Source organism: Micromonospora inyonensis (genome assembly GCF_900091415.1).
GTDB lineage: Bacteria > Actinomycetota > Actinomycetes > Mycobacteriales > Micromonosporaceae > Micromonospora > Micromonospora inyonensis.
Map to the genome: position 1 here is coordinate 2,320,247 of NZ_FMHU01000001.1, position 22,734 is coordinate 2,342,980.

21 protein-coding genes and 1 pseudogene are annotated in these 22,734 nt (G+C 70.0%); 9 read left to right on the plus strand and 13 right to left on the minus strand.

Annotation, left to right across the window (positions count from 1 at the left end):
- Positions 1 to 69: 69 nt before the first annotated feature.
- The 5 genes from GA0074694_RS10455 to GA0074694_RS10475 all read right to left on the minus strand — a co-directional run bounded on the left by GA0074694_RS10455 (position 70) and on the right by GA0074694_RS10475 (position 4,798).
- Positions 70 to 981, minus strand: a complete 912-nt coding sequence (locus GA0074694_RS10455; protein ID WP_091456196.1) for a conjugal transfer protein TrbL family protein — start codon at positions 979 to 981, stop codon at positions 70 to 72.
- A 6-nt stretch (positions 982 to 987) separates the two neighbouring features.
- A complete protein-coding gene (locus GA0074694_RS10460) occupies positions 988 to 1,365 on the minus strand; it encodes a pilin (protein WP_091456199.1) in 378 nt (125 codons plus the stop codon).
- A 592-nt stretch (positions 1,366 to 1,957) separates the two neighbouring features.
- Positions 1,958 to 2,836, minus strand: a complete 879-nt coding sequence (locus GA0074694_RS10465; protein ID WP_091456203.1) for a hypothetical protein — start codon at positions 2,834 to 2,836, stop codon at positions 1,958 to 1,960.
- 754 nt (positions 2,837 to 3,590) lie between these two features.
- Positions 3,591 to 4,394: a TniQ family protein gene (locus GA0074694_RS10470; RefSeq protein ID WP_091456207.1), complete on the minus strand. Its 804-nt coding sequence runs from the start codon at positions 4,392 to 4,394 to the stop codon at positions 3,591 to 3,593.
- Entirely contained in the window at positions 4,391 to 4,798 is a 408-nt protein-coding gene (locus GA0074694_RS10475; RefSeq protein WP_176737848.1) for a hypothetical protein, read from the minus strand. Before GA0074694_RS10475 ends, GA0074694_RS10470 begins: the two co-directional genes overlap by 4 nt.
- A gap of 191 nt (positions 4,799 to 4,989) precedes the next feature.
- Here GA0074694_RS10475 and GA0074694_RS10480 point away from each other — a divergent pair, with 191 nt between their 5' ends.
- Complete coding sequence (locus GA0074694_RS10480) at positions 4,990 to 5,568, plus strand: DinB family protein (RefSeq protein WP_091456214.1); 579 nt, start codon at positions 4,990 to 4,992, stop codon at positions 5,566 to 5,568.
- 494 nt (positions 5,569 to 6,062) lie between these two features.
- Here the strand turns inward: GA0074694_RS10480 and GA0074694_RS34455 are convergent, their stop codons facing one another.
- The 7 genes and pseudogenes from GA0074694_RS34455 to GA0074694_RS32780 all read right to left on the minus strand — a co-directional run bounded on the left by GA0074694_RS34455 (position 6,063) and on the right by GA0074694_RS32780 (position 14,003).
- The gene (locus GA0074694_RS34455; RefSeq protein WP_091456218.1) at positions 6,063 to 6,656 is read right to left on the minus strand and encodes a DUF6262 family protein; all 594 of its coding nucleotides are present in this window, start codon (positions 6,654 to 6,656) and stop codon (positions 6,063 to 6,065) included.
- Positions 6,657 to 7,287: 631 nt separating this feature from the next.
- Positions 7,288 to 9,285: pseudogene (locus GA0074694_RS34460) on the minus strand (tyrosine-type recombinase/integrase); the annotation flags it as partial.
- The gene (locus tag GA0074694_RS10495; RefSeq protein WP_218105660.1) at positions 9,285 to 10,289 is read right to left on the minus strand and encodes a tyrosine-type recombinase/integrase; all 1,005 of its coding nucleotides are present in this window, start codon (positions 10,287 to 10,289) and stop codon (positions 9,285 to 9,287) included. The gene GA0074694_RS10495 and the pseudogene GA0074694_RS34460, both read right to left, overlap by 1 nt.
- Positions 10,290 to 10,565: 276 nt before the next feature.
- Positions 10,566 to 11,168: an AAA family ATPase gene (locus GA0074694_RS10500; protein WP_218105661.1), complete on the minus strand. Its 603-nt coding sequence runs from the start codon at positions 11,166 to 11,168 to the stop codon at positions 10,566 to 10,568.
- Complete coding sequence (locus GA0074694_RS10505) at positions 11,165 to 13,201, minus strand: DDE-type integrase/transposase/recombinase (RefSeq protein ID WP_218105662.1); 2,037 nt, start codon at positions 13,199 to 13,201, stop codon at positions 11,165 to 11,167. Before GA0074694_RS10505 ends, GA0074694_RS10500 begins: the two co-directional genes overlap by 4 nt.
- A gap of 38 nt (positions 13,202 to 13,239) precedes the next feature.
- The gene (locus tag GA0074694_RS32215; protein ID WP_218105663.1) at positions 13,240 to 13,671 is read right to left on the minus strand and encodes a TnsA-like heteromeric transposase endonuclease subunit; all 432 of its coding nucleotides are present in this window, start codon (positions 13,669 to 13,671) and stop codon (positions 13,240 to 13,242) included.
- On the minus strand, positions 13,614 to 14,003 hold the full coding sequence (locus tag GA0074694_RS32780; RefSeq protein WP_245714634.1) for a hypothetical protein: 390 nt from the start codon (positions 14,001 to 14,003) through the stop codon (positions 13,614 to 13,616). The genes GA0074694_RS32215 and GA0074694_RS32780 overlap by 58 nt, the downstream gene beginning before the upstream one ends.
- A 268-nt stretch (positions 14,004 to 14,271) precedes the next feature.
- On the opposite strand from GA0074694_RS32780, the gene GA0074694_RS10515 reads away from it, so the two are divergent.
- The 8 genes from GA0074694_RS10515 (at position 14,272) to GA0074694_RS10550 (ending at position 21,101) form a co-directional block, all read left to right on the plus strand.
- Positions 14,272 to 15,207 (plus strand): hypothetical protein, encoded by a 936-nt coding sequence (locus tag GA0074694_RS10515; protein WP_091456235.1) that lies wholly within the window; start codon positions 14,272 to 14,274, stop codon positions 15,205 to 15,207.
- The gene (locus GA0074694_RS10520) at positions 15,191 to 16,153 is read left to right on the plus strand and encodes a TRM11 family SAM-dependent methyltransferase (protein WP_091456239.1); all 963 of its coding nucleotides are present in this window, start codon (positions 15,191 to 15,193) and stop codon (positions 16,151 to 16,153) included. Before GA0074694_RS10515 ends, GA0074694_RS10520 begins: the two co-directional genes overlap by 17 nt.
- The gene (locus tag GA0074694_RS10525) at positions 16,150 to 17,016 is read left to right on the plus strand and encodes a hypothetical protein (RefSeq protein ID WP_091456242.1); all 867 of its coding nucleotides are present in this window, start codon (positions 16,150 to 16,152) and stop codon (positions 17,014 to 17,016) included. The genes GA0074694_RS10520 and GA0074694_RS10525 overlap by 4 nt, the downstream gene beginning before the upstream one ends.
- A complete protein-coding gene (locus GA0074694_RS10530) occupies positions 17,013 to 17,564 on the plus strand; it encodes a DNA cytosine methyltransferase (protein WP_091456246.1) in 552 nt (183 codons plus the stop codon). Before GA0074694_RS10525 ends, GA0074694_RS10530 begins: the two co-directional genes overlap by 4 nt.
- The gene (locus GA0074694_RS10535) at positions 17,533 to 18,414 is read left to right on the plus strand and encodes a hypothetical protein (protein ID WP_245714635.1); all 882 of its coding nucleotides are present in this window, start codon (positions 17,533 to 17,535) and stop codon (positions 18,412 to 18,414) included. Before GA0074694_RS10530 ends, GA0074694_RS10535 begins: the two co-directional genes overlap by 32 nt.
- A gap of 227 nt (positions 18,415 to 18,641) precedes the next feature.
- The gene (locus tag GA0074694_RS10540) at positions 18,642 to 18,959 is read left to right on the plus strand and encodes a helix-turn-helix domain-containing protein (protein WP_245714636.1); all 318 of its coding nucleotides are present in this window, start codon (positions 18,642 to 18,644) and stop codon (positions 18,957 to 18,959) included.
- A 202-nt stretch (positions 18,960 to 19,161) separates the two neighbouring features.
- Complete coding sequence (locus tag GA0074694_RS10545; protein ID WP_091456250.1) at positions 19,162 to 20,625, plus strand: tyrosine-type recombinase/integrase; 1,464 nt, start codon at positions 19,162 to 19,164, stop codon at positions 20,623 to 20,625.
- A 260-nt stretch (positions 20,626 to 20,885) separates the two neighbouring features.
- Positions 20,886 to 21,101, plus strand: coding sequence for a hypothetical protein (locus GA0074694_RS10550; protein WP_091456254.1), 216 nt, complete (start codon positions 20,886 to 20,888; stop codon positions 21,099 to 21,101).
- Positions 21,102 to 21,390: 289 nt separating this feature from the next.
- Here the strand turns inward: GA0074694_RS10550 and fxlM are convergent, their stop codons facing one another.
- Positions 21,391 to 22,596 carry a methyltransferase, FxLD system gene (fxlM, locus tag GA0074694_RS10560; RefSeq protein ID WP_091456261.1) on the minus strand — a complete coding sequence of 402 codons (1,206 nt, stop codon included), beginning with the start codon at positions 22,594 to 22,596 and terminating at the stop codon, positions 21,391 to 21,393.
- Positions 22,597 to 22,734 lie beyond the last annotated feature (138 nt).

The window sequence follows — 22,734 nt, forward strand, 5'->3', positions numbered from 1 at the left end:
GCTGCTCGACGCGTGGTGCGATCCCGACGGTTGGTATCCGCAGGTCGGTGACCGAAGCAGGTGGAGACGTCAAGCGATGGTCCTCCTCAGGGTGTTGAGTCCGGGGATGGTGCGGGCGAGGTTCTGCACCACGACGACGCGGACGACCGCGCCGAGCATGTTCGCGCCGGGTCCGGGATGGCCCGCCCAGCGGGCCATCAGCGCGGGGATCCTGGTGGTGGTCCACAGCAGGACCACCACGATCAGGAGATTCAGCGTGCCGCCCGGATCGACGGGCAGGCCGAGCACGGGCAGCATCGCCGCCGGCTCGAGCAGCGCCTGCCGCCCGGCGGTGAGCAGGAACGCCTGCGCGACGGGTATCGCCAGGCATCCGGTGTAGGCGCGCCACCACAGGCGGGCGACGCCGTCGGTCTGCGGTAGCGCGTGGCAGGCCAGCGCCAGCGGCGCGATGCTCGTCAGCACCAGCAGCGCCACGAACCGGCCGATCATCTGGAACGCGGTCGTCACGACCAGCACCGTGATGATCAGGATCAGGACCAGGAACAACAGCGGAACAGTCCGGTCCTGGTTCGCGCGCAGATGGGTCTGGATCGCGGCGAACGCCCCGTCGCCGTCGTCGCCGCTGTCTCTGATCGCCCCGGTCAGGGCGTTGGCGACGTCGATGAGCTGGGCGCAGGCCAGCTGGGAGAAGTGCGCGGCGGTGAAACCGACCACCAGCCTCGGCAGCAGATCCTTGACCGTGTACCGGGATTGCTCGCCGCCGCCGGCGACCATGACCAGGACGCCGGCGGCGACGAAAACGAGGACGAAGACGGTGTCCACGATCCAGACAGACCGGACCGTGAGTGCCTGCACCTGCGGAAGCGCGGTGACCTTCGGCGAGGTGAGCATGATGCCGGTAACGACGTCGAAGACCGCGTCGAGGCAGGCCAGGATCGCCGTGATGAGCCAATCGAGGGCCTGGTCGAGGATCCATCCCATGACGGGTCAGCCCCCGACGATGCCCTGGATGACCTGCAGCAGGATCGGCGCGAGCACGGCCAGGCCGTAGCCGACCAGGGCGTTGCGCAGGGCGAGCTTGGCCTTCTCGACCTGCGACGGGTCACCGCCAGCGGTGGTCCAGTACACGCCGGCCAGAACCAGGAAAAGGGTCGCGATCGCGGCGAGGATCCCCATGACCCAGGCCCGCAGGTTGGCGATCACCACCGGCAGCTCGTTCGCCACCAGGTAGACAGCCTCGCCAGGGCCGGCGTAGGCGACGGCCGGAAGACCGAGTGCGAGGCCGACGCCGGCCAGCGGCACGGCCAGACGGAGCCCGAGACGAACGGCTCGCATGGTGCGAAGACGACGTGGGATGCGAGACATGACGGTTCACCTCCCGCCGCGCCCCGGCGACGCGGAACGGCGTCGCCGGGGCGCGGCGATTCTCGAAGTCCGAAAGATTGGCCGCCGCCGGGCGCAGACGAAAGAAGGCGGAACGATCCGCGTGGCCCCGGGAGGAGCTCGTCCTCCCTCATGGGTGGGGTGCGGTCATCAATGTGGTGTCAGCGCATCAACTGGCGCGGCACCCGAGGCACACGGATCGCGTAGCTTTCTCGTGTCGCCCGGCGGCGGGCGGGACCAGCGAGCGGTACGGCTCGCGAAGGATCCCGCACCCCCAAACCGGGCCTTGTGAGCCCTGGCGAACACTCGCCGCGCTCACAGGCCGCTCGCACCACCTGGGTGAAGGCCCACAGCGCAGGTCAGGGGACTTGTCTCCATCAGGCAGCGTGTTCACGGACGAGGGCTCGCCGATGGAACGAACCCGGTCGGCCGTGAGGTCGCGTGGGCGCTGCCAGGGCTCACAGCCCTTGACAACGCCGCGCAGCGCGCATCGGCCTGGACGCAGAAACGGCTGTGGCCCGACGTTGCGCACGTCGGGCCACAGCCGCTGCTGGCCGGATCAGACGGGAAGTCGTCAGGCAGCCGCCGCGGCCTGTGTCTGGGCGGCCTTGCGGCGGGCGGCTGCGGCACGGCCCGCCCGTCGCTGACCGCGCTGTCCAGCCCGCAGCCGCAGCTGCGCCACGGTCTCCGGTGACGCGACCCCGGTCAGCAGCCCGTCCGCCAGGGCCCCGGCGATACGACTGTCGATCCGCGACAGCCGCATCCGCAGCGCGTCCACGCTGACGCCGAGCGCGGCGGCGATGGGCTCGATCGCCCGGCGTCCGAGCCGCACGTCGATGTAGGCCTGCTCGTCCTCCGGGTCGAGGATCCCGAGGGTCACCGCGCGGCGGACCAGCAGGTCCGGATGCCCGTACGGCACTTTCGGAGTGCGGGGACCGGACGTGACGTGCTCGATGTCCTCCACCGGCAGATACTCCTGCTGCTGCAGCCGCAGGTCCCGCCCGGCCCGCCACGCTGCCTTGCACAGGCTCGCGTACGGCGCGGGCCTGGTCAGGTCCGCCCGGTCGCGCAGCGCGGTCAGGAAGCCGGTCAGGATCTCGGCGTCGACGTCCGCCGGGTCACCGTCATACCCCTTCGACAACTGGGCCGCGTACTGCTGCAGCGCCGGCATCGCCATGCCGACCGCGGCGACGACCCAGTGCGGCCCGTCGAGCCGGGCGCGACGGATCAGCTCCCGCCACACCTCGTCACGCGCCGTATAGGCGCGGGGGTGGCGCAACAGCCAGTCCCGTAGCGCGGCCAGCGGCATCACCTGCTGCGGGAGACCCGTGTCGGGGCCGAGCGCCGCACAGTCGAGAACCAGCGGGGCGGGCTCGCAGGTCAGCGCGGCGAACGCGGTCGCGGCCGCGTCGAGAGCGGAGGAAGGCCAGTTCGTAGCGTCGCACACGCTCATGTCAAGACTCCTATGACAGCGAAGAAATTCGATGACGTCGCCGGTGTTGTCGCGGCGAGCGATAGCACCGATTCCGCCACAGACGCCTCACACGGCTCTGACAGGGCTGCTCAGGCTCCCGCTGGCCGCCTCCCGCCCGACCACTGTCAGCGGCTCACCCCGAGACATGTCATCGACTGTGATCGCTGATGTAGCTTCCGGGCAAAGCCCGGATGACCTGCCCTGTGACACGCTGACAGAGCCTCCGACAGCCCGTTTCGGTGGCGCTGCCGTGACACCGTGCTGGCCCGCTTACAGCGGTCGCATACGGAACCCGTGACAGCCCGGCCCGCTCGCAGCACCGGTGGCACCGGCGGCCGCCTGACGAGCCGCGCCAGCTCACCACGCGCCTGCGGCAGTCACGGATCTTCTGCCACCCGGCGGCACTTGAACCTGTGACAGCCGCAGCCCCACCGGTGGGATCGGGTCGAGCCGGTGACGCTCGCGCATGTCTCACAGCGCTGCTCAACGCAGTGATCCACATCGACGGCTGGGTGTCCCTACGGGTTGATGCCGCCATCCGCTCGGGACCCTGTCAGTAACGCACCGTGACTGACGGAAGCGGCGAGGGCTCAGGGGATCGCTTCGCAGAGCTCCCCCGTGTCAGCGCTGGAGTAACTGCTCGCCGCCAGGTCGCGCCGACCGGCGAACCCGCACGGGACGGTGTCCGTTCTCAGTGAAGTTGATCCGGGAGGAGTGCGCTGAGCTGGGCGGATCAGTTCGATTGAGAAAGCGGGTGGTCGGGTTTTCTCAGTTGACTTGATCCGTGTGGGCGTTTCGGGCTGGTTTTCTCAGTTGGTCTGCTCCGGGGAACGGTTTGGTCGCGGACCTTGCCGACGATGTAGTCGCGGACGGAGCCGTAGGACAGTTCGGCGCCGTGTTCGTCGACCAGGTGTTCCCAGATCGCCCACCGGGAGATGGGCGGGTCTTGGGCGAGGAGGTCGTCGATGATGTGGGCGTAGGGATCGAAGATGCGGTTGCGTCGGGGTGGTGTGCGCCTGAACGACGGCGGGTTCGGGTCGGTGGTGAGGGCGAGTAGGACGGTGTCGGCTTGGACTCTGAATTTGCGGGTGATGGAGCGTAGGGATGGGTTGGTCTTCGCTTCGTGGCGGATGGCGTCGAGGAGTTCGCGGGCGCCTTTCTGGCCGCGTTTCTTGACCAGGTTGGCGATGCTGCGCGGCCGACGCGGAGGTTCGTCGGGCTGGGGCTCGGGCGGTGTGGGCGCGTTAGGTTTGGGGTGTAGGCGGTGGGGTCGGGCCTCGGTTTGCAGGGTGGTGAAGTGGCGGGTCAGGGCGTCGACGGTGCGGTTGGTGACCACGGCCAGACGCGCGGCGCGCACTGATCCTTGGTAGCCGGGTGGGGCGCAGAGGTATTGGCGCAGGTAGCTGGGTCGTAGGTGGTTGGCGTGGGCGAGGCGGCGGACGTAGGAGCCGACGGTCTCGTCGCGTTGTGGGCGGGGTATGACGGGCAGTGGCTGGGGCCGGTCGGCGAGGATGTCGGCGTTGTCGGGGCTGGTCATCGACGGGTCCTGCGGTTGGTCTCCGCGGCGATGTCGACCTCGATGCTGTCGAGGCTGTCGCGGGTGATGGCTTCGGTGGTGTCGATGACGGCCTGGATGGCGGCGCTGCGGATCAGCCGTAGGAGGCTGCCGATCATGCCGGCGGTGCGTTGATGCAGGTAGCGGTCGAGGTCGGCCAGGGCGCCGGGACTGTGGTGGTGTAGGCGCAGGCTGGCCTCGACGGCGCTGACCAGGGCTGTCCAGTCGGGTCCGTTAGGGAACGGGCCGGTGGGGACCATGCCGAAGCGGCCGGCGATCTGCTCGCCTCGGGTGCCGGAGAGCAGGCCGTTGCGTTCGACGTTGATGCCGGCGTAGACGAACGTGGCGGGGATGCGTTCGGCGAAGTACTTGAGGGTGTCGGACACCTCGGCGCCGTTGCGGGTGGCCAGGCTGATGTTGTGGATCTCGTCGACTTTACCGACCGCAGGAGCTCGGATACCGGCTCTGAACTGCGACGACTCTTAGAATACATGTCCGTGACGTTGGTTCAACACTCGCTGTCGGCGAACTTGGGTCGGGGCATCGCGGCGGCTGCGGCGATGAGACTCTGGGCGCCATGACTGACCTGAACGCCAAGGCGAACCTTCATCGGTACCTGCGGGAGGCGCGTGAGGCGCTGCTCGGGAAGCTCGACGGGCTGTCGGAGTACGACGTGCGGCGGCCGCTCGTGCCGACCGGGACGAACCTGCTCGGGCTGGTCAAGCACGTGGCCTCGGTGACCGCCGGGTATTTCGGCGAGGTGTTCGACCGGCCCTTCCCCGAGCCCGTCCCGGGTATGGACGAGGACGCCGAGCCAAACGCGGACATGTGGGCCTCCGCCGACGAGTCCCGCGACGACGTCATCGGCCTGTGGCGCCGGGCGTGGGCGCACGCGGACGCGACAATCGAGGCGCTCCCGATCGACGCGCCCGGCTCGGTCCGGTGGTGGCGCGACACGCCGGTGACGCTGCACCTCATCCTCGTGCACGTGCTCGCCGAGCTGAACCGGCACGCCGGACACGCAGACATCGTGCGCGAGTTTGTCGACGGCCAGGTCGGCTGGCGGCGGCCCGGCGACAACGTGGTCGAGGGCGACGAGGCGTGGTGGGCCGCCTACCGCGAGCGGCTGGAGTCCACTGCGCGTGAGTTCGCCTGAGCTCGGTATCGATGACGGTAAGAGCGTCGATCGTGAGGGCTCCTGCCACGACCATGGCGGCCACGGTGATCGCGGCCGAGGTCGTGCTGGTGACGGCCGGCATGTCCAGGCGTCCGTCCATCACGGCGGCGGACAACGCCGATCCGACGGCTCCACGGCTCTGTCGCTGACGTTTTGCGGCTCCGAGGCACCGCGAGCACGGTCGCGCTTCCGGCTACCGCTTCTGCGTCAATACAGCCAGCACAAGGGCGTGACCTTCGCGCAATCGCATTCCGCCAGCGGCCGCCGCAGCCTGAAGCCAGGTTCACATGCGCGGATTTGTCACAATCCTCGCGTTGGCCGGCTGCTCGGTGTTACAGCACGTAGTCAACGGCAGGTTGCGGCTCTCGCGCCAGCTTTGGTGATCTTTGTGCGTGGAGCCCGGCCGCCGGTGGGCGGCCGGGCTCCAGGACCGAGTCGTGCCGATCAGACCGGCTTGGTTGGCGCCGACGGTGTCACTGCTGAACTCTCGTTGACGGGTCGGCAAGTTGGGCTTCGAGGTCGGCGACGCGGCGGTCTTGGAAGCGCAGGTTGGAGCGGGCGGCCTTGAGGCGTTCGTCGAGGGCGCGGTTGTCGGTGGTGAGTTGGCGGACGCGCTGTTTGAGGGTGGTGTTCTCGGTGGTGATCCGCTGGACGGCTTCTTGAGTCCATTCGGCTTCCAGGTCGCGGATTTGGCCGAGCAGTTCGCTGATGTGGGTGCGTTGGGTGAGGATCTCGGTGTGGGCGGCCTTGAGGGCTTCCTCGGCGTTGAGGGCCCGCTCGCGCCAGGTCGCCTCGCGGGCGTCGTCCTGGTCGGTGAGTAGCTGGATCCGGCGTTCGCCGGCCGCAGCGATCGCTGCGGTAATGATGGCTCTGGCCTCGGCGTTGTCGTAGAGGAAGGTGCGCGAGACGTCGGCTCGGCGGGCGACGGTGGCGACGCTGATCTGGGCTTTCTCGCGCTGGAGCCGGGCGATGGACTGGCGGATGCGATCGAGAGCGGTCTCGGTCTTGCGGCGTCGGGCGGCGTGTGCCGCCGCAGTGCGGGACGGGGCGATGGTGCGAGTTGTCATGCGATTTCCTGTTCGGGGTCGCCGCTGTCGGCTGTGGACGTATCCCGGTGCTCTGCCTGCTGGTCGTCGGCCGCGTCGGCGAGGTCGTTGCGCGGAAGGCGGTGGACCAGACGCGGTGGAAGTAGTCCTGGGGTTTGCGGAGGTCCAGGGCGAGGGCGTCGTCGAGGAGGCCGAGGCCGGCGAGGGCTTTCTCCAGGCCGTCGATGGCGCGGGCGGTGGGTTCGAAGTAGCGGTGGAGGTAGTCGGCGGTGGCGTCGTCAGGGGCGCCTTCGGCCAGCTGCCGCCATTGCTCGCGTTTGCGGCGCCAGTAGAGCAGGTCGGCGCCGGAGAGCACGAACTTGTCGCAGTTGTGGCAGTCCAGGTTCCAGGGGCAGGCGCCGCCGTCGACGACGGGTTGGAAGGTGCAGAAGCCGCCTTCGGCCGGGGTGCTGCGGCGTGACAGGTCGATCGAGAGAGCCTGGGCCTGTTGGCGGGTGAGCGGGACGGCGTCGCCGGCCAGGAGCTCGCCGGGTTGGGCTGTGCCGGGGCCGGTGACCCAGACGTGCTGGAGCACGTTCTCCAGATCGGAGCTGGTCAGGTGGACGTAGTGCTCGGCCATCCGCTCGCTGACCTGTCCGAGGTAGCGGCGAATGTGGGTCAGGGTGGCGCCGTGGCGTAACAGGTTGGTGGCCAACGTGTGGCGGGCTTGGTGGGGGACGTAGTGGCCGAGGTCCATCGCGTCGACCCAGGGCCGGAACCGGGTGTAGAACCACTGGTGAGTCAGCGACACCGTCCCGTCGTGGCTGCGGTAGGTCGTCGGGAACAGGGCCAGCCCGGCGCGTTGGGCACCGGTCGGCCGGTAGCCGTAGCGGGCGGTGAAACGGTCCAGGGTCTTGCGCTGGCGCTCCGCGAGGATGCCGTAGAGGCGTTCGGGTATGCGGATCGCGGCGTCGTAGTTGCCGACCTTGGTCTGGTCGTGCCAGAACATCGCCAGGCCGCCGTAACGGCCGATGCAGTCCCATCGCACCTTAAGCACCTCGCCGATGCGGCGGCCGGTGGTGACGGTCGTCTCCCAGATGTCGCGGACACCGTTGTCGTTGACGTCGTAGGTGGCGGCCAGTTCGGCCAGATTCGCCTCGTCGGCCAGTGCCCGGGCGACTTCGTCGGGAAAGGGCCGACGCGCGGTCCGGCCGGTAGTGGCGCCGGCAGTCGGGAACACGATGATGAACTCCCGTGCCAGGCCCAGCCGTTCGGCGGCGCCGGTGTCCAGGGCCTCTCGCATCAACTTGCGGACGGCGTTGAACACCACCGACCGGGTGACGGTGGTGACGATGCTCGCCGTCCCGTCCGGCCGCTTGACGGCCAGCGAGGGGAGCCCTTCGCGCTCGCGATGGCGCTGGTCGGCGACGAACCGCTGGGCGTGCTCCTCCCGCAGCATCGCCGGGTCGTGGCCACCACTGGGAGCCTCCAGCTCCAGGAAGGCTCCCAACTCGACGGCGGCTCGGCGCAGGTCGTCGATCGGGCTGGCCGAGCGCGGGCAGCGCGGTGACCGCAGCAGGTCCGCCAGATGGTCCCAGGTCAGATCCCGCAGCCAGCGCTGTGGGATGCCGGTCAGGTCGATGTGGCTCATCCGGTGCGCGAACAGCACCCCGAAGTGCTCGGTCTCCAGGAAACCGGCGTCCTTGGCCTGCTCGGGGGTGAAGTAGACCAGCCGCAGCTCGTGCAGGATCTCCTTGGCGATCGCCCCGGTAAACGCGGCGGACCCACCGGCTCCGAACTCGAAATCGACCAGCGAGTTCACCTCCAGCGCGCGGCAGGTGGTCACCAGCGACCGGATCCAACCCAGATCCCACCGGCTGGGCCGGGCCCGGCGGGTGTGGACGAAAAGCCCCCACCGGATCTCGGCTCGCACCAGAGGCCGCAGCCCGCGTAGGTTGATCTGCCCCGGCCACGGTTGCGCCGCAACGGTCGCGCACCAGTGTCGGAACGCCACCTGGTCGCGGTACTCGATCGGGACGGTCTTGCCGAGTTTCTCGTATCGCTGCCACCAGCTGGGCGGCATCGCGGCGTCGCCGGGTCTGCCGTCACGGTGATAGCGGGTGCCGTGCCACGAACACAATCCCAGCGGGGAGTCGGCGAGATTCGGGCAGACGACCGCGCCGCAGGGCCCGTAGCCGGGGCACGCCTGTTCGCCGCTCACCCACGTGGCGAAGGAGTCGCTGTCGTCTGCCTCGCTCCTGCGCGCGGACCACCGGCCCAGATGCCGCTGACACAAACTCAGATCGTTGTGTGCCGCGGGCCGTTCAGGGCAGATCCGGCAGATGATCTCTTCTGCCCCGACGTGTCGGTCCAGCCCTTGGGCGGCGGCCACGAAGGCTGCCCGGCCCACGCCGTGCTCGCTGTCGTGGGCCCACTGCCGCTGATGCTCGGAACACAATTCCGACCCGCCCGTGCGGCTGCGTTCGCACCGCTCGACGACACAGTCCCACCGGTAGATCGCGTGGCCGCGCGGGATCACGATGACATCGGGTCGGAAGATCGGGTCAAAGGACGGCCCGCTGATCAGCGCGGTCAGGATCTCCAGCCGGTCGCGGCCGATCCGGTCCGGGCGCTCGGCGAACAGCGGCCGCAGGTACTCCTGCCGCCGCATCACGCCTCACCCCAGACCGCGCGCAGCGCGGCGTCGAAGGCCGGGTCGTGGACGTCGATGTGCCCGTAGACCTCATCGACCATCGCAGCCGATGCCCAGCCGCCCGCGTCCCGGGCGATCAGCAGGTTTCCGTCCGCGGCCTCCAGAACCGCGGAGGTGAACGAGTGCCGGAAGGCGTGCGGCTTCACGATCCCCAGACCGGCGCGTTTCCCGGCCCGGTTGAGCATCCGCCGGGCCCCGACCGGCGCCCACGGCTGGCCGGCATCGGCGCCGTGCAGTTGGACCAGGAGCATGCCGTGGTCGGCGTCGCGCGGGTATTCGGTGGTGACGTACTCGAAGTAGGTGTGCACCATCGCCGGACTGACCCGCTTGATCAGCCCGCCGGTCACGATGCCGTGTTCGACCCGCCACGGGTGCTTGGTTTTCGCCTCGGCCCGATTGGGGTTTCCCGGGCGGTGACAGACGTGCAGGTGCGGGGCGCGGCACTCGCCGCAGGCCGCGTTCTCGCGCAGGTGCAGGTCGACCAGGTGCAGCCCGCAGAGTTCACCGATCCGCAGGCCGCCGTCCGCGAGCCAGGTCACCACCAGCCGGTCCCGGGCAGCCGACACGGTGGCCAGCAGCTTCTGTCTCGCGCCGTCGGGCAGCATCTTCGGATGCCGACGGTGCGGCCCCGAGGGCGCGAGCGGGTTGGTCGGCAACGGTGACTTCACATGCCCGAGAAAGGAACGGGCCCGGTCCGCTCGCGACGGCAGCCGGGACGTGTCGAGCTTCTTGCCGAGCTCGCCGTTGATCCCGAGACAGGATTGGTGCAGGTAGAAGCCCTTCAGGCAGGCCGCCGCCGTCGACAGAGCTGAGCGTCCGTAGGGGTGCTTGCCGACTCGCCACGGCTCTCCCAGGGGCATACGAACCTCGGCGCCGACGATGCCCATGTAGCGCTCGAGGTCCCGCAGCTGAACCTTGTCGAAGGCCAGGCACTCGCGCTCCAGCCATCGCAGGTGATCCACCAGGTAGTACGCGTAAGTCCTCTGCGTCCCCGAACCGTCATGCTGCCGCAGGAACCGGTCCGCCTCCTGATGGACCGTCCCCTCGGGCCACGCGATTGTCCACGACCGCCGTCCGTCCCTCCGCTCGATCTGTTGGACCCTCAAGTCCCCAATCACCACGTGCCGCGCCACTGGTCCTCCGTACCGACTCCAGAACATGACACACGCCCCGGACACGGTCGGTAAAAGAGCCCGGGACGAGCTGGTCACAGTCCCAGACGGACACCACGGGCAGGGCTACTCGCGGTCGGTAAAGTCGACGACGATGAGGCTGGTGCGGGCGTCGAGGCAGACGCCGCAGACGGCTTCCATGACCTCGGTGATGTTGGGTTTGCGTAGCAGCGGGATGCCGAGGAACCGGGCGAACTCGACGGCGATCATCCGTCCGGTGGCGGCGGGTGGGGCGGTGATGTAGACGACCGGGATGTCACCGCCGTTGTGCGGGTGGCGCTGCCGGTGGATGACCTCAAGGGTCTTGGCCATCTGGATGATCGCGGTGGTCTTGCCGGTGCGGGCGGGGCCGGAGACGATCAGCCCGCAGCGTCCGGTTTCCGCGCGCCGGTTGAGGTAGGTCAGCCGGCGGCCTTCGAGGGTCACGCGGCGGATGGTGGCGGTGGCGATCACCACCAGCTGGGCGTGGTGGGTGAGTCGGGCCTCGTCGTAGGCCAGGCGCTGGCCGGCGGTGAGTGTGGTCAGTCGGCCGTGGTCGAGCAGGTCCGGGACGTGCGGGGTGGTATGCACGAACCGTCGCCATCCCCGCAGCGTGGTGAGCTGCAGATGTTCGGCGTCGGTGCTGTCGGGTTGGGGCGGCGGGGCGGCGGGGGCGTGGGCCGCGGTCACCATCGTTTCGTTGCCTCCAGGTATGGGTCGAACACGCCGAGAGGGATGACCTCGGCCAGTGCTTGCCCGGTGTCGTCGCCGTCGGGTGCGCCGGTGGGGGTGGTGCCGGTGTCGGGCTCCGGCGTGGCCGCCGGTTCGGGACGTGGCCAGGCCGGTGGGGTGGTGGAGCGGGTGCGGGCGCGGACCCGCCGGTCCCGCTTGGACGTCGAAGGCGTCGGGTCGGGGCCGCGGTTGGCGCGTCGCAGCAGTGCCTGCACCGCCTCGGCGATCTCGGCTTGCGTGGCGTCGGGCAGCTTCGCGCGGACGTGGTCCCAGGCCAGTTCCCCGAACGGCAGCCCGTCGCGGTGCAGGTGCGTCCAGAACACGGTGATCCAGCCGCCGGTATCCGGGTCACGTATCCAGATCCGGGACACGTCGTAGGGGTCGTGGTGGACCTGCCACAGGTTCTTGTGGGCGGTGTTTCCCGACGGCTGCCGGCGCAGCGGGTTGAGCTGTTCGGCGTCGTAGGTGCGGTGCCGGTGCTTGATGCCGTAGGCGTTGATCGCCTTCCAGCAGGTCGGCAGCAGCGCGATGTAGTCGTCGCCGGACAACGCGACCGGCAGGTAGCCGGTCGACTCGACCAGCGTCGCGTACTTCTCGTTCGGGGTGAACGTGCGTCCCGGCGTGGCCGGGTCGCGCAGGCCGTCGTGGGGGCGGTTCTGCCAGGCCGCGACGATCCACTCGTCGAGCAGGTTCTGCAGTTCCAGCATCGACCACAACGCCTTGGCCTCCAGGCCGCGGCCCCGCCGTTCCGTGTTGGAACCGGCGTAGCCGGACACGAACTGGGCGAACAGCGTCCCGACCGCCGACATCAGCTTCTCGACGTGCGGCTTCTCCGCCGGCGAGCCGGGGTGGGTGGGCTGAAAGTTGATCCCCAGGAACGCGCAGGACGAGCGGAAGTTGCGCGACAGGAACACGCTGCCCTGGTCGACCACGATCGTCTCCGGAACGATGACCGGACGGGCCGCGGCGTGTTCGAGCCGCTCGTCGATGTCGGCCAGCCGCCGGTGCGGCAACACCGACCTCGACATCGCCAAAGCCTGCGTCCAGCCGGGCCGCATCGGCTCCGGTGTCAGGGCCCGGGCCAGCAGGATGCTGGCGTCGACCGATTTCGTGGTGGGGCGCAGCACCGCCGCGGTCACCGTTCTGGTGGCCACGTCGATCACCCCGGTCAGCTCCACGCGCCCCGGTGTGCCGTCGTCAAGCAGAACCAGCACGTCCAGCGGTGTGGAGTCCATCTCCATCAGCTCACCCGGGGCGAACACCCGGGGCCGGGAGAACGGCGCCGACGGTGCCGACGCCACCGAGCGGCGACTGCGGGCCGAACCCGTCGTGTGCAGCCCGACGGCCAGCTTGTCCAACAACCGATACAAGGTCGCCTGCGACGGCATCACCACCAGGCCGTGGTGGCACTCATCAAGGATCTGCCGCGCCCGCCACAACAGATAACCACCCGTGCGGGTCGAGTCGTCGGTGGCCTCGGCGACCGCCGCCCGCACCGCCTCCACCACCCGCGCGTCGACCCGGCCGAACCGCGACGGCTGCCGCAACAGCCGCTGATCGACCAGCGCCGCGACCCCGCCGGCCTCGTAACGCTGCCGCTGACGCTTCAGCGTCGGCACCGTTACCGCGTGTCCGGCCGCCCGCAGTTCGGCGGCCTTGACCTGCTCCCGACTGGTCACCGTCGTCACCGCCGGATCGAAGCCAGGCCGGGCCACCGCCCCGGCCGGCGCGTCCGGCGCCAGGCCGTGGATGACCTCCAACACCTGGCGCTCCCACCACAACGCCCGCTCAGTCACCTCGCCGGGAAGACGGTCCAGCACGGCCGCCGACCCCACCCCAGCGGCGACGCTGCGCTGTCCGAGCACCGCGAAGTCCGCCTCCGACAGCAGATGAGCCAACCGGACTCCCTCGGTCTGGCCGGCCTCGTCGGTCAACAGCACCAGCGTCCCGGACCAACCCACCACGGTCCGGACGACCCCGGCGGCCCGCACCCGATCCCCCGGACAAAGCCGCGGCAACCGCCGACCGCTCACCACGACGACCCCGACGCCCGCACCACCGTCGCCGGGCCCAGCAGCGCACCGACCAGATCCCCCGTCAGCACGTGCCGCCAGAGCAGGTGGAACAGCACCGGCAGAACCAACAGCCGATCCCCGGCCCGCCCAGCGCCCTCGAACAACGGCGCCGGCTGGGCGAACACCTCCAACAACCGGGCTGTGACGTCCTCGCGCCGGCCGCAACGCGGATGCCGATACCGCGACAGCCAGCGCACGTTCGCCGCGAACACCGACTCCATGACACCGATCCGACGAAACCGCCAGCCGACCGTCCGACACGCTGCGGCCGTCACCGCGAACGCCTCCGCATCGCGAACCTTGACCCGCTCATCAGGGCGCACGTCGATCACCAACCCACTGCCGTCCTCGAGGCGGACGAAGTAGTCCGGCAAATGCCGGCGCACCCCACCCGCCTCCGGCCAGGACAGCCAAACGGCTGCGACGCGATCCCGACCACCGCCGGATCGAAGTCCAGCAGCATCACATGATCACGTTCCAGCCACGACTCGTAGCCCACATGCCGGCCCACTGTGGATGACCACCACCGGCCCGGGAAGTTCCGCTGACCCTTGAACATCGGAAACGCCCGCGCCGGCGCGACGTCCTCGAACCGCACCCCGCCGCACCGCGCCAACGGCTCACAGCGCACCTCACCGTCCACGCCCACGAACTCGATCATGAACTCGTCCGCGTCGACGACACCGACAGGGGCGACGGAATCCGAAGCAGTGCTCACGAAGCTGACAAACGAGCGACGGCGCTGACAGAAACCGCCTCACGGCAACCCGGTCACAAGCAGCCGGATCACCTCAACTGAGAAAACCCTCCAGTCGGATCACCTCGAGTGAGAAAAGAGCAGGTCAACTGAGAAAGGACAGACGGGATGTGCTGCCGCCCATCGGCGGCTGTGAGCGGCTGTGAGTTCGACAAGCGTTCGCCAGAACTCACAGAACCCGGTTTGGGGGTGTCAGCGCTTCACGGCGCGGCGCGGAGCCGACATCCACATGAGCGAGCACACGCCGCACACGCACCACCAGGCCGCCCACATCGAGCCGGCCGACCCCGCACTCATCGACCTGATCGCCGGCAACCCGCCGGTACCGATCACGGTCTGGCGCACGGCCCGTACCGGTGCCGAGATCCACGCCAGCCTGCCCGCCCGTCTCGCCTACCGTCTCGTCGCCGCCTACAGCCGGCCCGGCGAGGCGGTCGTCGACCTCACCACCGACCACGCCCTGACCGCGATCTGCGCCCGAGGTGGGCGTCGGCACCACCGCGCCTGGTTCACCGACAGGTCGAGCCTGATCATCGGCCCCAACACCACGGACCAGGCCACGGCCACGCCCGACCCCAACCCCCTCACCGAGCAGTCCGACCCGATCGACGGCGAAGGCGAGGACCCGCCCGAGCTGACCGAGTGGTTCGGCGACGACCTCACCGATCCCGACCTGTCCGGCACGGACACCTCGGTCGTCCATCCGTCGGATGACGGTCCGCTGGAGGCGGCTACCAGCCTGGTGGTCGCATGCTGGCCGCTGCACGAAGCGGACAAGCCCGCCCGGATCCGCCTCGCCTGGCTCCTCGCGACCTGCGCGCGGCTCCTGCGACCCGGTGGCTGCCTCGTCCTCGTCGTCGGCGTGCCCGCCGGTACACAGCCCACGCCGGAGGACTTCGGTCCGCTGGTATCCGCCGCCTCCCGCGCAGGGCTCAGCTACCTGCAGCACATCGTCGCGGTCGAGGCCGACACCGACGGCGACCAGTTCATCTACTACCACAGCGCCGACGAGGAACTGCTCACCCTGGCCCACGCCAACCCCGAGCAGTGGTCGGTCGCCCACCTGCGGGTTCACGCCGACCTGCTGGTCTTCACCCCACACCCGACCCCGGCAGCCCAGTCAGGACGGCGCCGCGACCGCGATGGCGGTGATCGCCGTGCCTGAGCACACCGCCACCGGCCACCCCGACCCGAACGAGCCGCACGTCCCCCGCCCCGCCGCCAGCGAGGACTACCCGGGCCGGCATCGGGCCGACCCCGGCGGCCTGTCCGTCTGGGCCACCGCCCAGTCCACCGGACCCGTCCAGCGACGCGGCCGGTACGTGCCGGAGTCGGTCAAGCACCCCGCCCGGATGCTGCCCGCGATCGCCGCCCACGCCGTGCGCGCCTACACCCAGCCCGGTGATCTGGTCCTGGACCCGATGTGCGGCATCGGCACCACCTTGGTCGAAGCGGTCCACGCCGGCCGCGACGCCTTCGGTATCGAGTACGAACCGCGGTGGAGCAACATCGCCGACGCCAACATCCGCCACGCTCACGACCAGGGCGCGATTGGCCGGGCATCGGTGATCCGCGGCGACGCGACCCGACTGATGTCCCTCGTCCCAGCAGCGCTCAACGGGCAGGTGGCCCTCGTCGTCACCTCACCGCCCTACGGGCCGACGGTGCACGGCCTGGTCCGTCCCGGCGCGGACGGGGTCGTCAAGTACGACGACCGGTACGGCGAGGACAAGGGCAACCTCGCCTACCGCGACCTGACCGGCCTCGCCGACGGATTCGCCCAGATCCTGGCCGGCTGCGCCACCCTGCTCCGCCCCGGAGGGGCGGTCGTGGTCACCGCCCGCCCGTGGCGCAAACGAGGCGAACTGGTCGACCTGCCCAGCGCCGTCATCGCCGCCGGCCTACGCGCTGGCCTGACCCCGACCGAGCGGTGCGTCGCGCTGCTCGCCGCCGTCCGCGACGGGCACCTCGTCGCCCGCCCGTCCTTCTTTCAACTCCAGCAGGTGCGCAAGGCCAGGGCCGGTGGGGTGCCGATGCACCTCATCGCCCACGAGGACGTCCTGATCTTCATTAAGGGGCCGTCGGGAAGCGGAACCGAGGTGGTGGCGTGACCGCACCCACCCACCGCTTCCTCTCCCTCGGTGCCGGGGTGCAGAGTTCCACGCTCCTGCTGCTCGCCGCGCAGGACAGGATCCCCTCGTTTGACGCGGCGATCTTCGCCGACACCTCATGGGAGCCGGCTGCGGTCTACCGGCACCTGGACCGCCTGACCGGCATCGCCGAGCGGGCGGGGATCGAGGTCGTGCGGGTCAGCGCCGGGGACATTCGGGCTGACGCGCTCGATCCGGCGCACCGCTTCGCGAGCATGCCGCTGTTCACGCTCGGGCCGAACGGCGAGCGGGGTATGGCGCGTCGGCAGTGCACCTCCGAGTACAAGATCAAACCGATCAAGGCGGAGGTGCGACGCCGGCTCGGCTACCCGCACCCGATGCGAGTGCCGGCCGGTGTCCGGGCGGACATGGCGATCGGGATCAGCGTCGACGAGATCGGCCGGGCCCGGGACTCCGACGTCGGCTACATGCGCAACGTCTTCCCGCTGCTCGACCTGGGCTGGCGGCGCGACGACTGCCTCCGCTACCTGAGCCAGCAGGGCCTCGGGGACACCCCGAAGTCGTCGTGCGTGGGCTGCCCGTTCCACGACGACCGCTTCTGGGCCGGCCTGAAGGCCAACAGCCCAGCCGAATGGGCGGACGCGGTCGCCTTCGACCACGCCATCCGCGACGGCTCCGCCCGGGCCAACGCCGAAGGGCACCCGCTGCGCGGCCGGTTCTTCCTGCACCGGCAGCGGGCGCCCCTCGACGAGGTGGTCCTGCGTCCACGCCCACAGGCGGGGGACACGCTCGGCTGCGGGCCGTGGACCTGCCCGCACGAAGCGCCGGCCGCGGTCGACGCCGCGCACAAGGAGGTGGCGTGAGCGTTGCGCACACCACCGGCCCACGGATCGGATCCCTCTGCAGTGGCTACGGGGGACTTGACCTGGCCGTCGAGCTGGTGCTCGGCGGCCACCTCGCCTGGTACGCCGAGACCGACCGGCACGCCACCACCGTCCTCTCTCACCACTGGCCCGAGATTCCCAACCTCGGTGACATCCGCGCCGTCGACTGGACCCAGGTCGAACCGGTCGACATCCTCACCGCCGGGTTTCCGTGCCAGGACATCAGCAACGCCGGAAAACGCGTCGGCATCACCGGCGAGCACTCCAGCCTCTGGACACACGTGGCCAGAGCCGTTCGCGACCTTCGACCCCCGCTCGTGTTCGTGGAGAACGTCGCCGCGCTCCTGCGCCGGGGCTTCGACGTCGTCCACGCCGACCTGGCCGCGCTCGGGTACGACACGAGCTGGCTATGCCTACGCGCATCCGACATCGGCGCCGCTCACCGACGGGACCGGCTGTTCCTGCTGGCCACCCCCACCGACCGACGGGAAGGGGGTGCGGACGTTGCCGACGCCGTGCGCCCGTGACGGCAAGGGGCCGGGCCACCAGTACGGGCTGCCCGACCTGATCGAACCGACCGGCTCGACCCACGATCTCCTCTCAACATCCACCGCAGTGGCCTACGGGTCGAACATGTCGCCCTCGGCCGGAGCGGCCCGACGGCCGAGCCTGGCCGGCATCGCCACCAACCTCCCACCGGCCGCGCCGGTGGCCGACAGCCGGTCTCCGGTCGCCGCCAACGCCGGAGGTGTCACGCCTACCGGACACCAGCACAGGACGCTGCCCGACGCCGCACGGCTACTGCCGACACCGAGGGCCAGTGACACCGGCACCGCAGGCCGGCGGGCCGGCGCCGGATTCCGGCCGCCGCTGTCGCAGGTGCTGCTGCCCACACCACGGGCCACCGACGGAACGAAGGGCTGCCCCGGGCAGCGCGGCTCGCACGGCGACCTCACCCTGCCGTCGGCGGCGGTGCGGGTACCGGCCCGGACCCTGCCCACCCCGCGCGCCTCCGACGCACGTGGACCCGGCCGGCACGGCGACGGTGGAGCGGACCTGCGCACCACCATCGCCGGCCTCGGCCAGCCCGACACCAACCGGTGGGGCGTCTACGCCCCCGCTGTGGCCCGCTGGGAACTACTGCTCGGCCGCCCCGCGCCCGAGCCGACCCAACCCGGCCGGCACGGCAAGCCGGTCCTGGCACCGCCGTTCGTGGAATGGCTCATGGGCCTCGACGAACACCGGGTAACCAGTCCCGTGCTGGGGCTGCCACGGACCGCCGCGCTACGGGTCCTCGGCAACGGCGTCGTCCCGCAACAGGCAGCCGCCGCCCTGCGGCTGCTGCTGTGCCCGAACCAGTGGAAGACGCCGGCATAGAGGCCGTCCACCCGGAATCTGCTGGCCGGGTACGACTACCGCCGGCCTGACCGGTCACGCCGCGCCTCGGGCACCGCCGGCCGACGTGCCCCTCCCCACCCGTCGCCGCATTTCCCGACCCGCCAGTGAGGGCCGGCGTCCGTGTCCGGGCGCCAGCCCTCGCCCCGATTCGCTCAGCGCGCCGCACCGACCTGCTGTCCGCGCGCTCACGCCCACCGTTTGAGGAGATGACCATGCGATCGTCCGGACGCACCCGTCCGGCACCACAGCCGGCTGAAAAGCCCGCCGCCACCGAGCCGCAGCAGGTATGGACAGCCGAACGGATCCGCGCCCTGGGAGCCAGCACCGACCTCGCCACCGCGGCCTCGGTGCTGGGCATGTCCCGCTCCACGGCCTACAAGCTGATCCGCCGCGACGCGTTCCCCGTGCCGTACTTCCGGATCGGCGCCCACTACCGGATACCCACCACGCCGTTGCTGGCCGCCCTGCACCTGCTCGACACGCCCAATGACGAAGGGTCCACCGGGACCGACGTTCCCACGTAGTTGTCCCGGCGCAGGCGGAACACCTACTAACGGCGGCCACCCAGCCGACGCCTTCGCCCCACCGGGACCCCGTAGCCGATAGGGCCGGGACCCGTCTACGAGGACGGGTCCGGCGACTTGATCACGCCCGCGCGTCACGCGTGGATGTCGATCGGCGAAACCGATGCACCCCTCACCACCTGATCGAGGAGCACCACCTGCCATGCCTGACGGAAGCATCTTCAAACGCTGCGGCTGCCGCCACCCCGACACCGGCAAGCCCTACGGAAACGACTGCCCGAAACTGCGCCGCGCGAACCGCGCCTGGAGTTCCGACCACGGCCACTGGACCTACCAACTCGAACTGCCACCCACCGCCGGTGGCCAGCGTCGGCAACTACGCCGCTCCGGCCTGCCCACCCGGCAGGCCGCCGCCGACGAACTCGACCACGCCCGCGCACTGCTCGCCCTCGCACCCCGAGAAGATCGCCGACGACGCACCGAGATCGGCGACCTGCTCCAGACCGCCGTACGCGCCAAACGGCCCCTGCCCGACGTCGACCGCATCCGTCAGCGGCTGCGCGGCGGCGGTGCCCTCACGGACATGCCCACCGTCGGCGACTACCTCACCGGCTGGCTGACCCACCTGAGCGTGGACGACAACACCGTGCGCGGCTACGAATCGATCGTCCGCGTGCACCTCATTCCACACCTGGGTGACGTCCCGCTGGACAAGCTCCGCACCACCCACATCCGGGGCATGTTCGCCGCGATCGAACGCCGCAACGACGACATCCGCACGGCGAAGGCCAGCCCCGACCCGGCCGTCCGGAGCTCCGTCACAGGAGTACGGCCCACCGGCCCCACCACACGCCAGCGCATCCGCGCCTGCCTGCGCAAGGCCATCAACGATGCCCTCGCCGACGAACTGATCGTCGGCACCAACCCCGCCACCCTGGTCAAGGTTCCCGGCGACCGGCCCCTACCGATCATCTGGGAAGACGAACGCGTCCAACACTGGAAGGCAACCGGCAAAGTCCCCGGACCGGTGATGGTGTGGACCGATGCCCAGGTCGTGGAGTTCCTCGACTACGCCGCCCAGCACGCCCCCGACCTGTACCCCATGTGGCACTACATGGCCTACCGCGGACCCCGACGCGGCGAGGCCTGCGGACTACGCGACAGCGAGGTACGCCTGCAACGCCGGGAAACCACCATCAACAACCAGATCGCCACCCACGGCTACACCCCCGTGCAGAAACCCCCGAAGAGCAGAGCCGGCAACCGAGACGTCGTCCTCGACGCCGACACCGCCAAGGTCCTCGCCGCCTACAGGGCCCGCCGCGCCGAATGGCGCCTCGCCGCCGGCGCGGCCTGGCCCGACACCGGACTGTTCTTCGTCCGCCCCGACGGACGCCCCTGGCACCCCAACGCCGTCACCCAACGATTCCGCAAACTCATCCGCAAAGCCGGACTACCACCCATCCGTCTACACGACCTGCGCCACAGCGCCGCCACCTTGGCCCTCGACGCCGGCGTCGACATCAAAGTCGTCTCCGTACAACTCGGCCACTCCACCACCACCCTCACCCGCGACACCTACCAGAGCGTCAGCAAGGAACTCCACCACGAGGCCGCCGACGCCGTCGCCAACAAGATCAAAAACAAGCGCCGCAAGACCGCATAAGCGCCGACAAGGGCGCGTGCCAGATGTCCCTCGGCACCAATCGCACCTTCCCATATCGCTCCACCCGGCCCGGTCCCACCACAGGGAATGCGCCGCACCCATCGGTGCCCGTCACCCACCCGCCCCTCGGCCGGTCGGTGCCCGCATCGCGCGGCGTATCCCTGCTGGTCACGCCGGCCAGTCCACCCAGCCGTCGCCCATGTGTCCGGTGGGCCGGCTTCCCCTTCACGGCACCCGTTGCCAGAGAGGCAGGTAACAGCATGCTCCACAACACGGTCGTCAACCTGACGCCGCACCCCGTCCACGTCTACCCGGTCGCCACTCCGGACCGCATCGAGCCGGGCAGCGTCACCCCGCTGTGCGTCATCGCCCCGTCGGACCGGCACCAGCCGGCCAGACTGGGGTACCGGGTCATCGAGGACGAGAACATCGATCTCGAGGTCCCGTGCACAGGGTCGCCTTCGGCACCGGCATAACCCCGTTGCCGCCCCCGGTACCGGGAACCTTCTACCTGGTGCCCCTCGTGGTGGGGCTCGCCGCCCAGCACCGAGACGACCTGCTGGTCCCGCATGACACCGCGCGAGACATGACCGGTTCGATCATCGGCGTGCGGCGCTTGGCGCGCCCCATCACGGCTGAGGCCGACAAACGCTGGTTGCACCACTCGGACACATCCGGGTGGTGCAACCGGTGAAGTGATCTTCCAAGTAGGGCAGATCCGTGGTGGTGGTGCCTCCGGCGCCCCAGCTCGGGAGCCGGTCGCTGTCAGGGCCAGGAAACCGCGACGACGCCGTGGCGCTTCGGCGCGTACCAGCCAGTCGGTGTGCCCCCGCTCGCAGCGGCGGGGATGTAATCGATACGCGCGGTCCCGCGACGGCGGTACTCCGTTGCCCAGCGTCGCAGCAGCTCCACGTACCGCTCGGCGACGGCTTCGGCGTGTGGCCCGTACGCGAAGACACCGCTTTCCCACCCGCCGGTGTTCTCGTTCTCGCGCTTGGTGCGGTAGGCGAAGCTGGCACCCTCGAGCAGGATGGCAGCGCCGAAGGTCACCGCCGGCGTGAACACGCCTTGGTCCACCAGGCGTTGGCTGGCGTAGAGGAACGGCACCTGCGGCGCGCTTGTCACCACAAACAACTCGAGCTCGTCGGGCAGGTCGAACGCCGCCCCGGACCATCGCTCGATCCTTGGCCCGTGGATCGCCTTGCGCAGCGCCGGCACGTCGAAGCCCGGGTTGGGCCCGTCGAGGCGCAGGGTCGCGTCGCCGTCGATCGGCACACGCGTTGCGGTGAACGTGCCCTCGCCCTGCATCGGCACGAAACCGCCGAGGCAGTAGCTGCGGCTGACCAGTCCGGTCTCAGCCCGGTCGAACGCGACGCAGCGGGTCAGCCCGGCGAACCGCAGCGGCACGACGATTCTGCCCTGAGTGGAGAGCTGGTCGATCCAGGCCGGTGGGATGTCCCACGCTCCCACCGTGACGATGATCCGGTCATACGGCGCGTGCGACGGCACGCCGTACTCGGCGTCAGCCTGCATTACCCGCACCCGCGCGTAGCCGGCTGCCCGCAGGAAGGCACGGGCCCGAGCGACGATCTCGGGGTCGATGTCCACCGACGTGATCGAGCCGTCAGGACCGACCAGCTCCGCGATCAGGGCCGCGTTGTACCCACCCGAGCCGATCTCCAGTACCCGCATACCCGGCTCGATCTCGGCCTGCTCCAGCATCACGGCCTGGATGTGCGCGGCCGAGACGGAGCTGAGCGCCGTGCCGTCGGAACTGGTCTTCGTCACCAGCGCGGTATCCGAGTCGTACACCATCTCCAATGGCTCGCCGGGAGCGAACAGATGGCGTGGGACGACAGAGAACGCCCCGGCCAGGGCCTCCGATGCGATGGTGTCCTCCCGCAGCTCGGACACCATCGCCGCCCGCAACACCGCAGGATCCTGAGCACGTGGCTCGCTTGTGGCTGTCATGTGATTCCACCTCAGCTATCTGGCTGGCTGTTGCCGATCGAACAACGGCGTCTTGCTCTCCCGCGACGCTGACAGAAGGACGGGTGAGCGGCCGGCTGTCGCGCGGAGCCTCACCGAGCCGAGCGCGGCCGAGGGTTC

What these genes read in the sequence shown, in the direction of transcription:
- GA0074694_RS10455 (WP_091456196.1), bottom strand. Translation starts at nt 981, where the DNA reads ATGGGATGGATCCTCGACCAGGCCCTCGATTGGCTCATCACGGCGATC.
- GA0074694_RS10460 (WP_091456199.1), bottom strand. Translation starts at nt 1,365, where the DNA reads ATGTCTCGCATCCCACGTCGTCTTCGCACCATGCGAGCCGTTCGTCTC.
- GA0074694_RS10465 (WP_091456203.1), bottom strand. Translation starts at nt 2,836, where the DNA reads ATGAGCGTGTGCGACGCTACGAACTGGCCTTCCTCCGCTCTCGACGCG.
- GA0074694_RS10470 (WP_091456207.1), bottom strand. Translation starts at nt 4,394, where the DNA reads ATGACCAGCCCCGACAACGCCGACATCCTCGCCGACCGGCCCCAGCCA.
- GA0074694_RS10480 (WP_091456214.1), top strand. Translation starts at nt 4,990, where the DNA reads ATGACTGACCTGAACGCCAAGGCGAACCTTCATCGGTACCTGCGGGAG.
- GA0074694_RS34455 (WP_091456218.1), bottom strand. Translation starts at nt 6,656, where the DNA reads ATGACAACTCGCACCATCGCCCCGTCCCGCACTGCGGCGGCACACGCC.
- GA0074694_RS10515 (WP_091456235.1), top strand. Translation starts at nt 14,272, where the DNA reads ATGAGCGAGCACACGCCGCACACGCACCACCAGGCCGCCCACATCGAG.
- GA0074694_RS10540 (WP_245714636.1), top strand. Translation starts at nt 18,642, where the DNA reads ATGACCATGCGATCGTCCGGACGCACCCGTCCGGCACCACAGCCGGCT.
- GA0074694_RS10545 (WP_091456250.1), top strand. Translation starts at nt 19,162, where the DNA reads ATGCCTGACGGAAGCATCTTCAAACGCTGCGGCTGCCGCCACCCCGAC.
- GA0074694_RS10550 (WP_091456254.1), top strand. Translation starts at nt 20,886, where the DNA reads ATGCTCCACAACACGGTCGTCAACCTGACGCCGCACCCCGTCCACGTC.
- fxlM (WP_091456261.1), bottom strand. Translation starts at nt 22,596, where the DNA reads ATGACAGCCACAAGCGAGCCACGTGCTCAGGATCCTGCGGTGTTGCGG.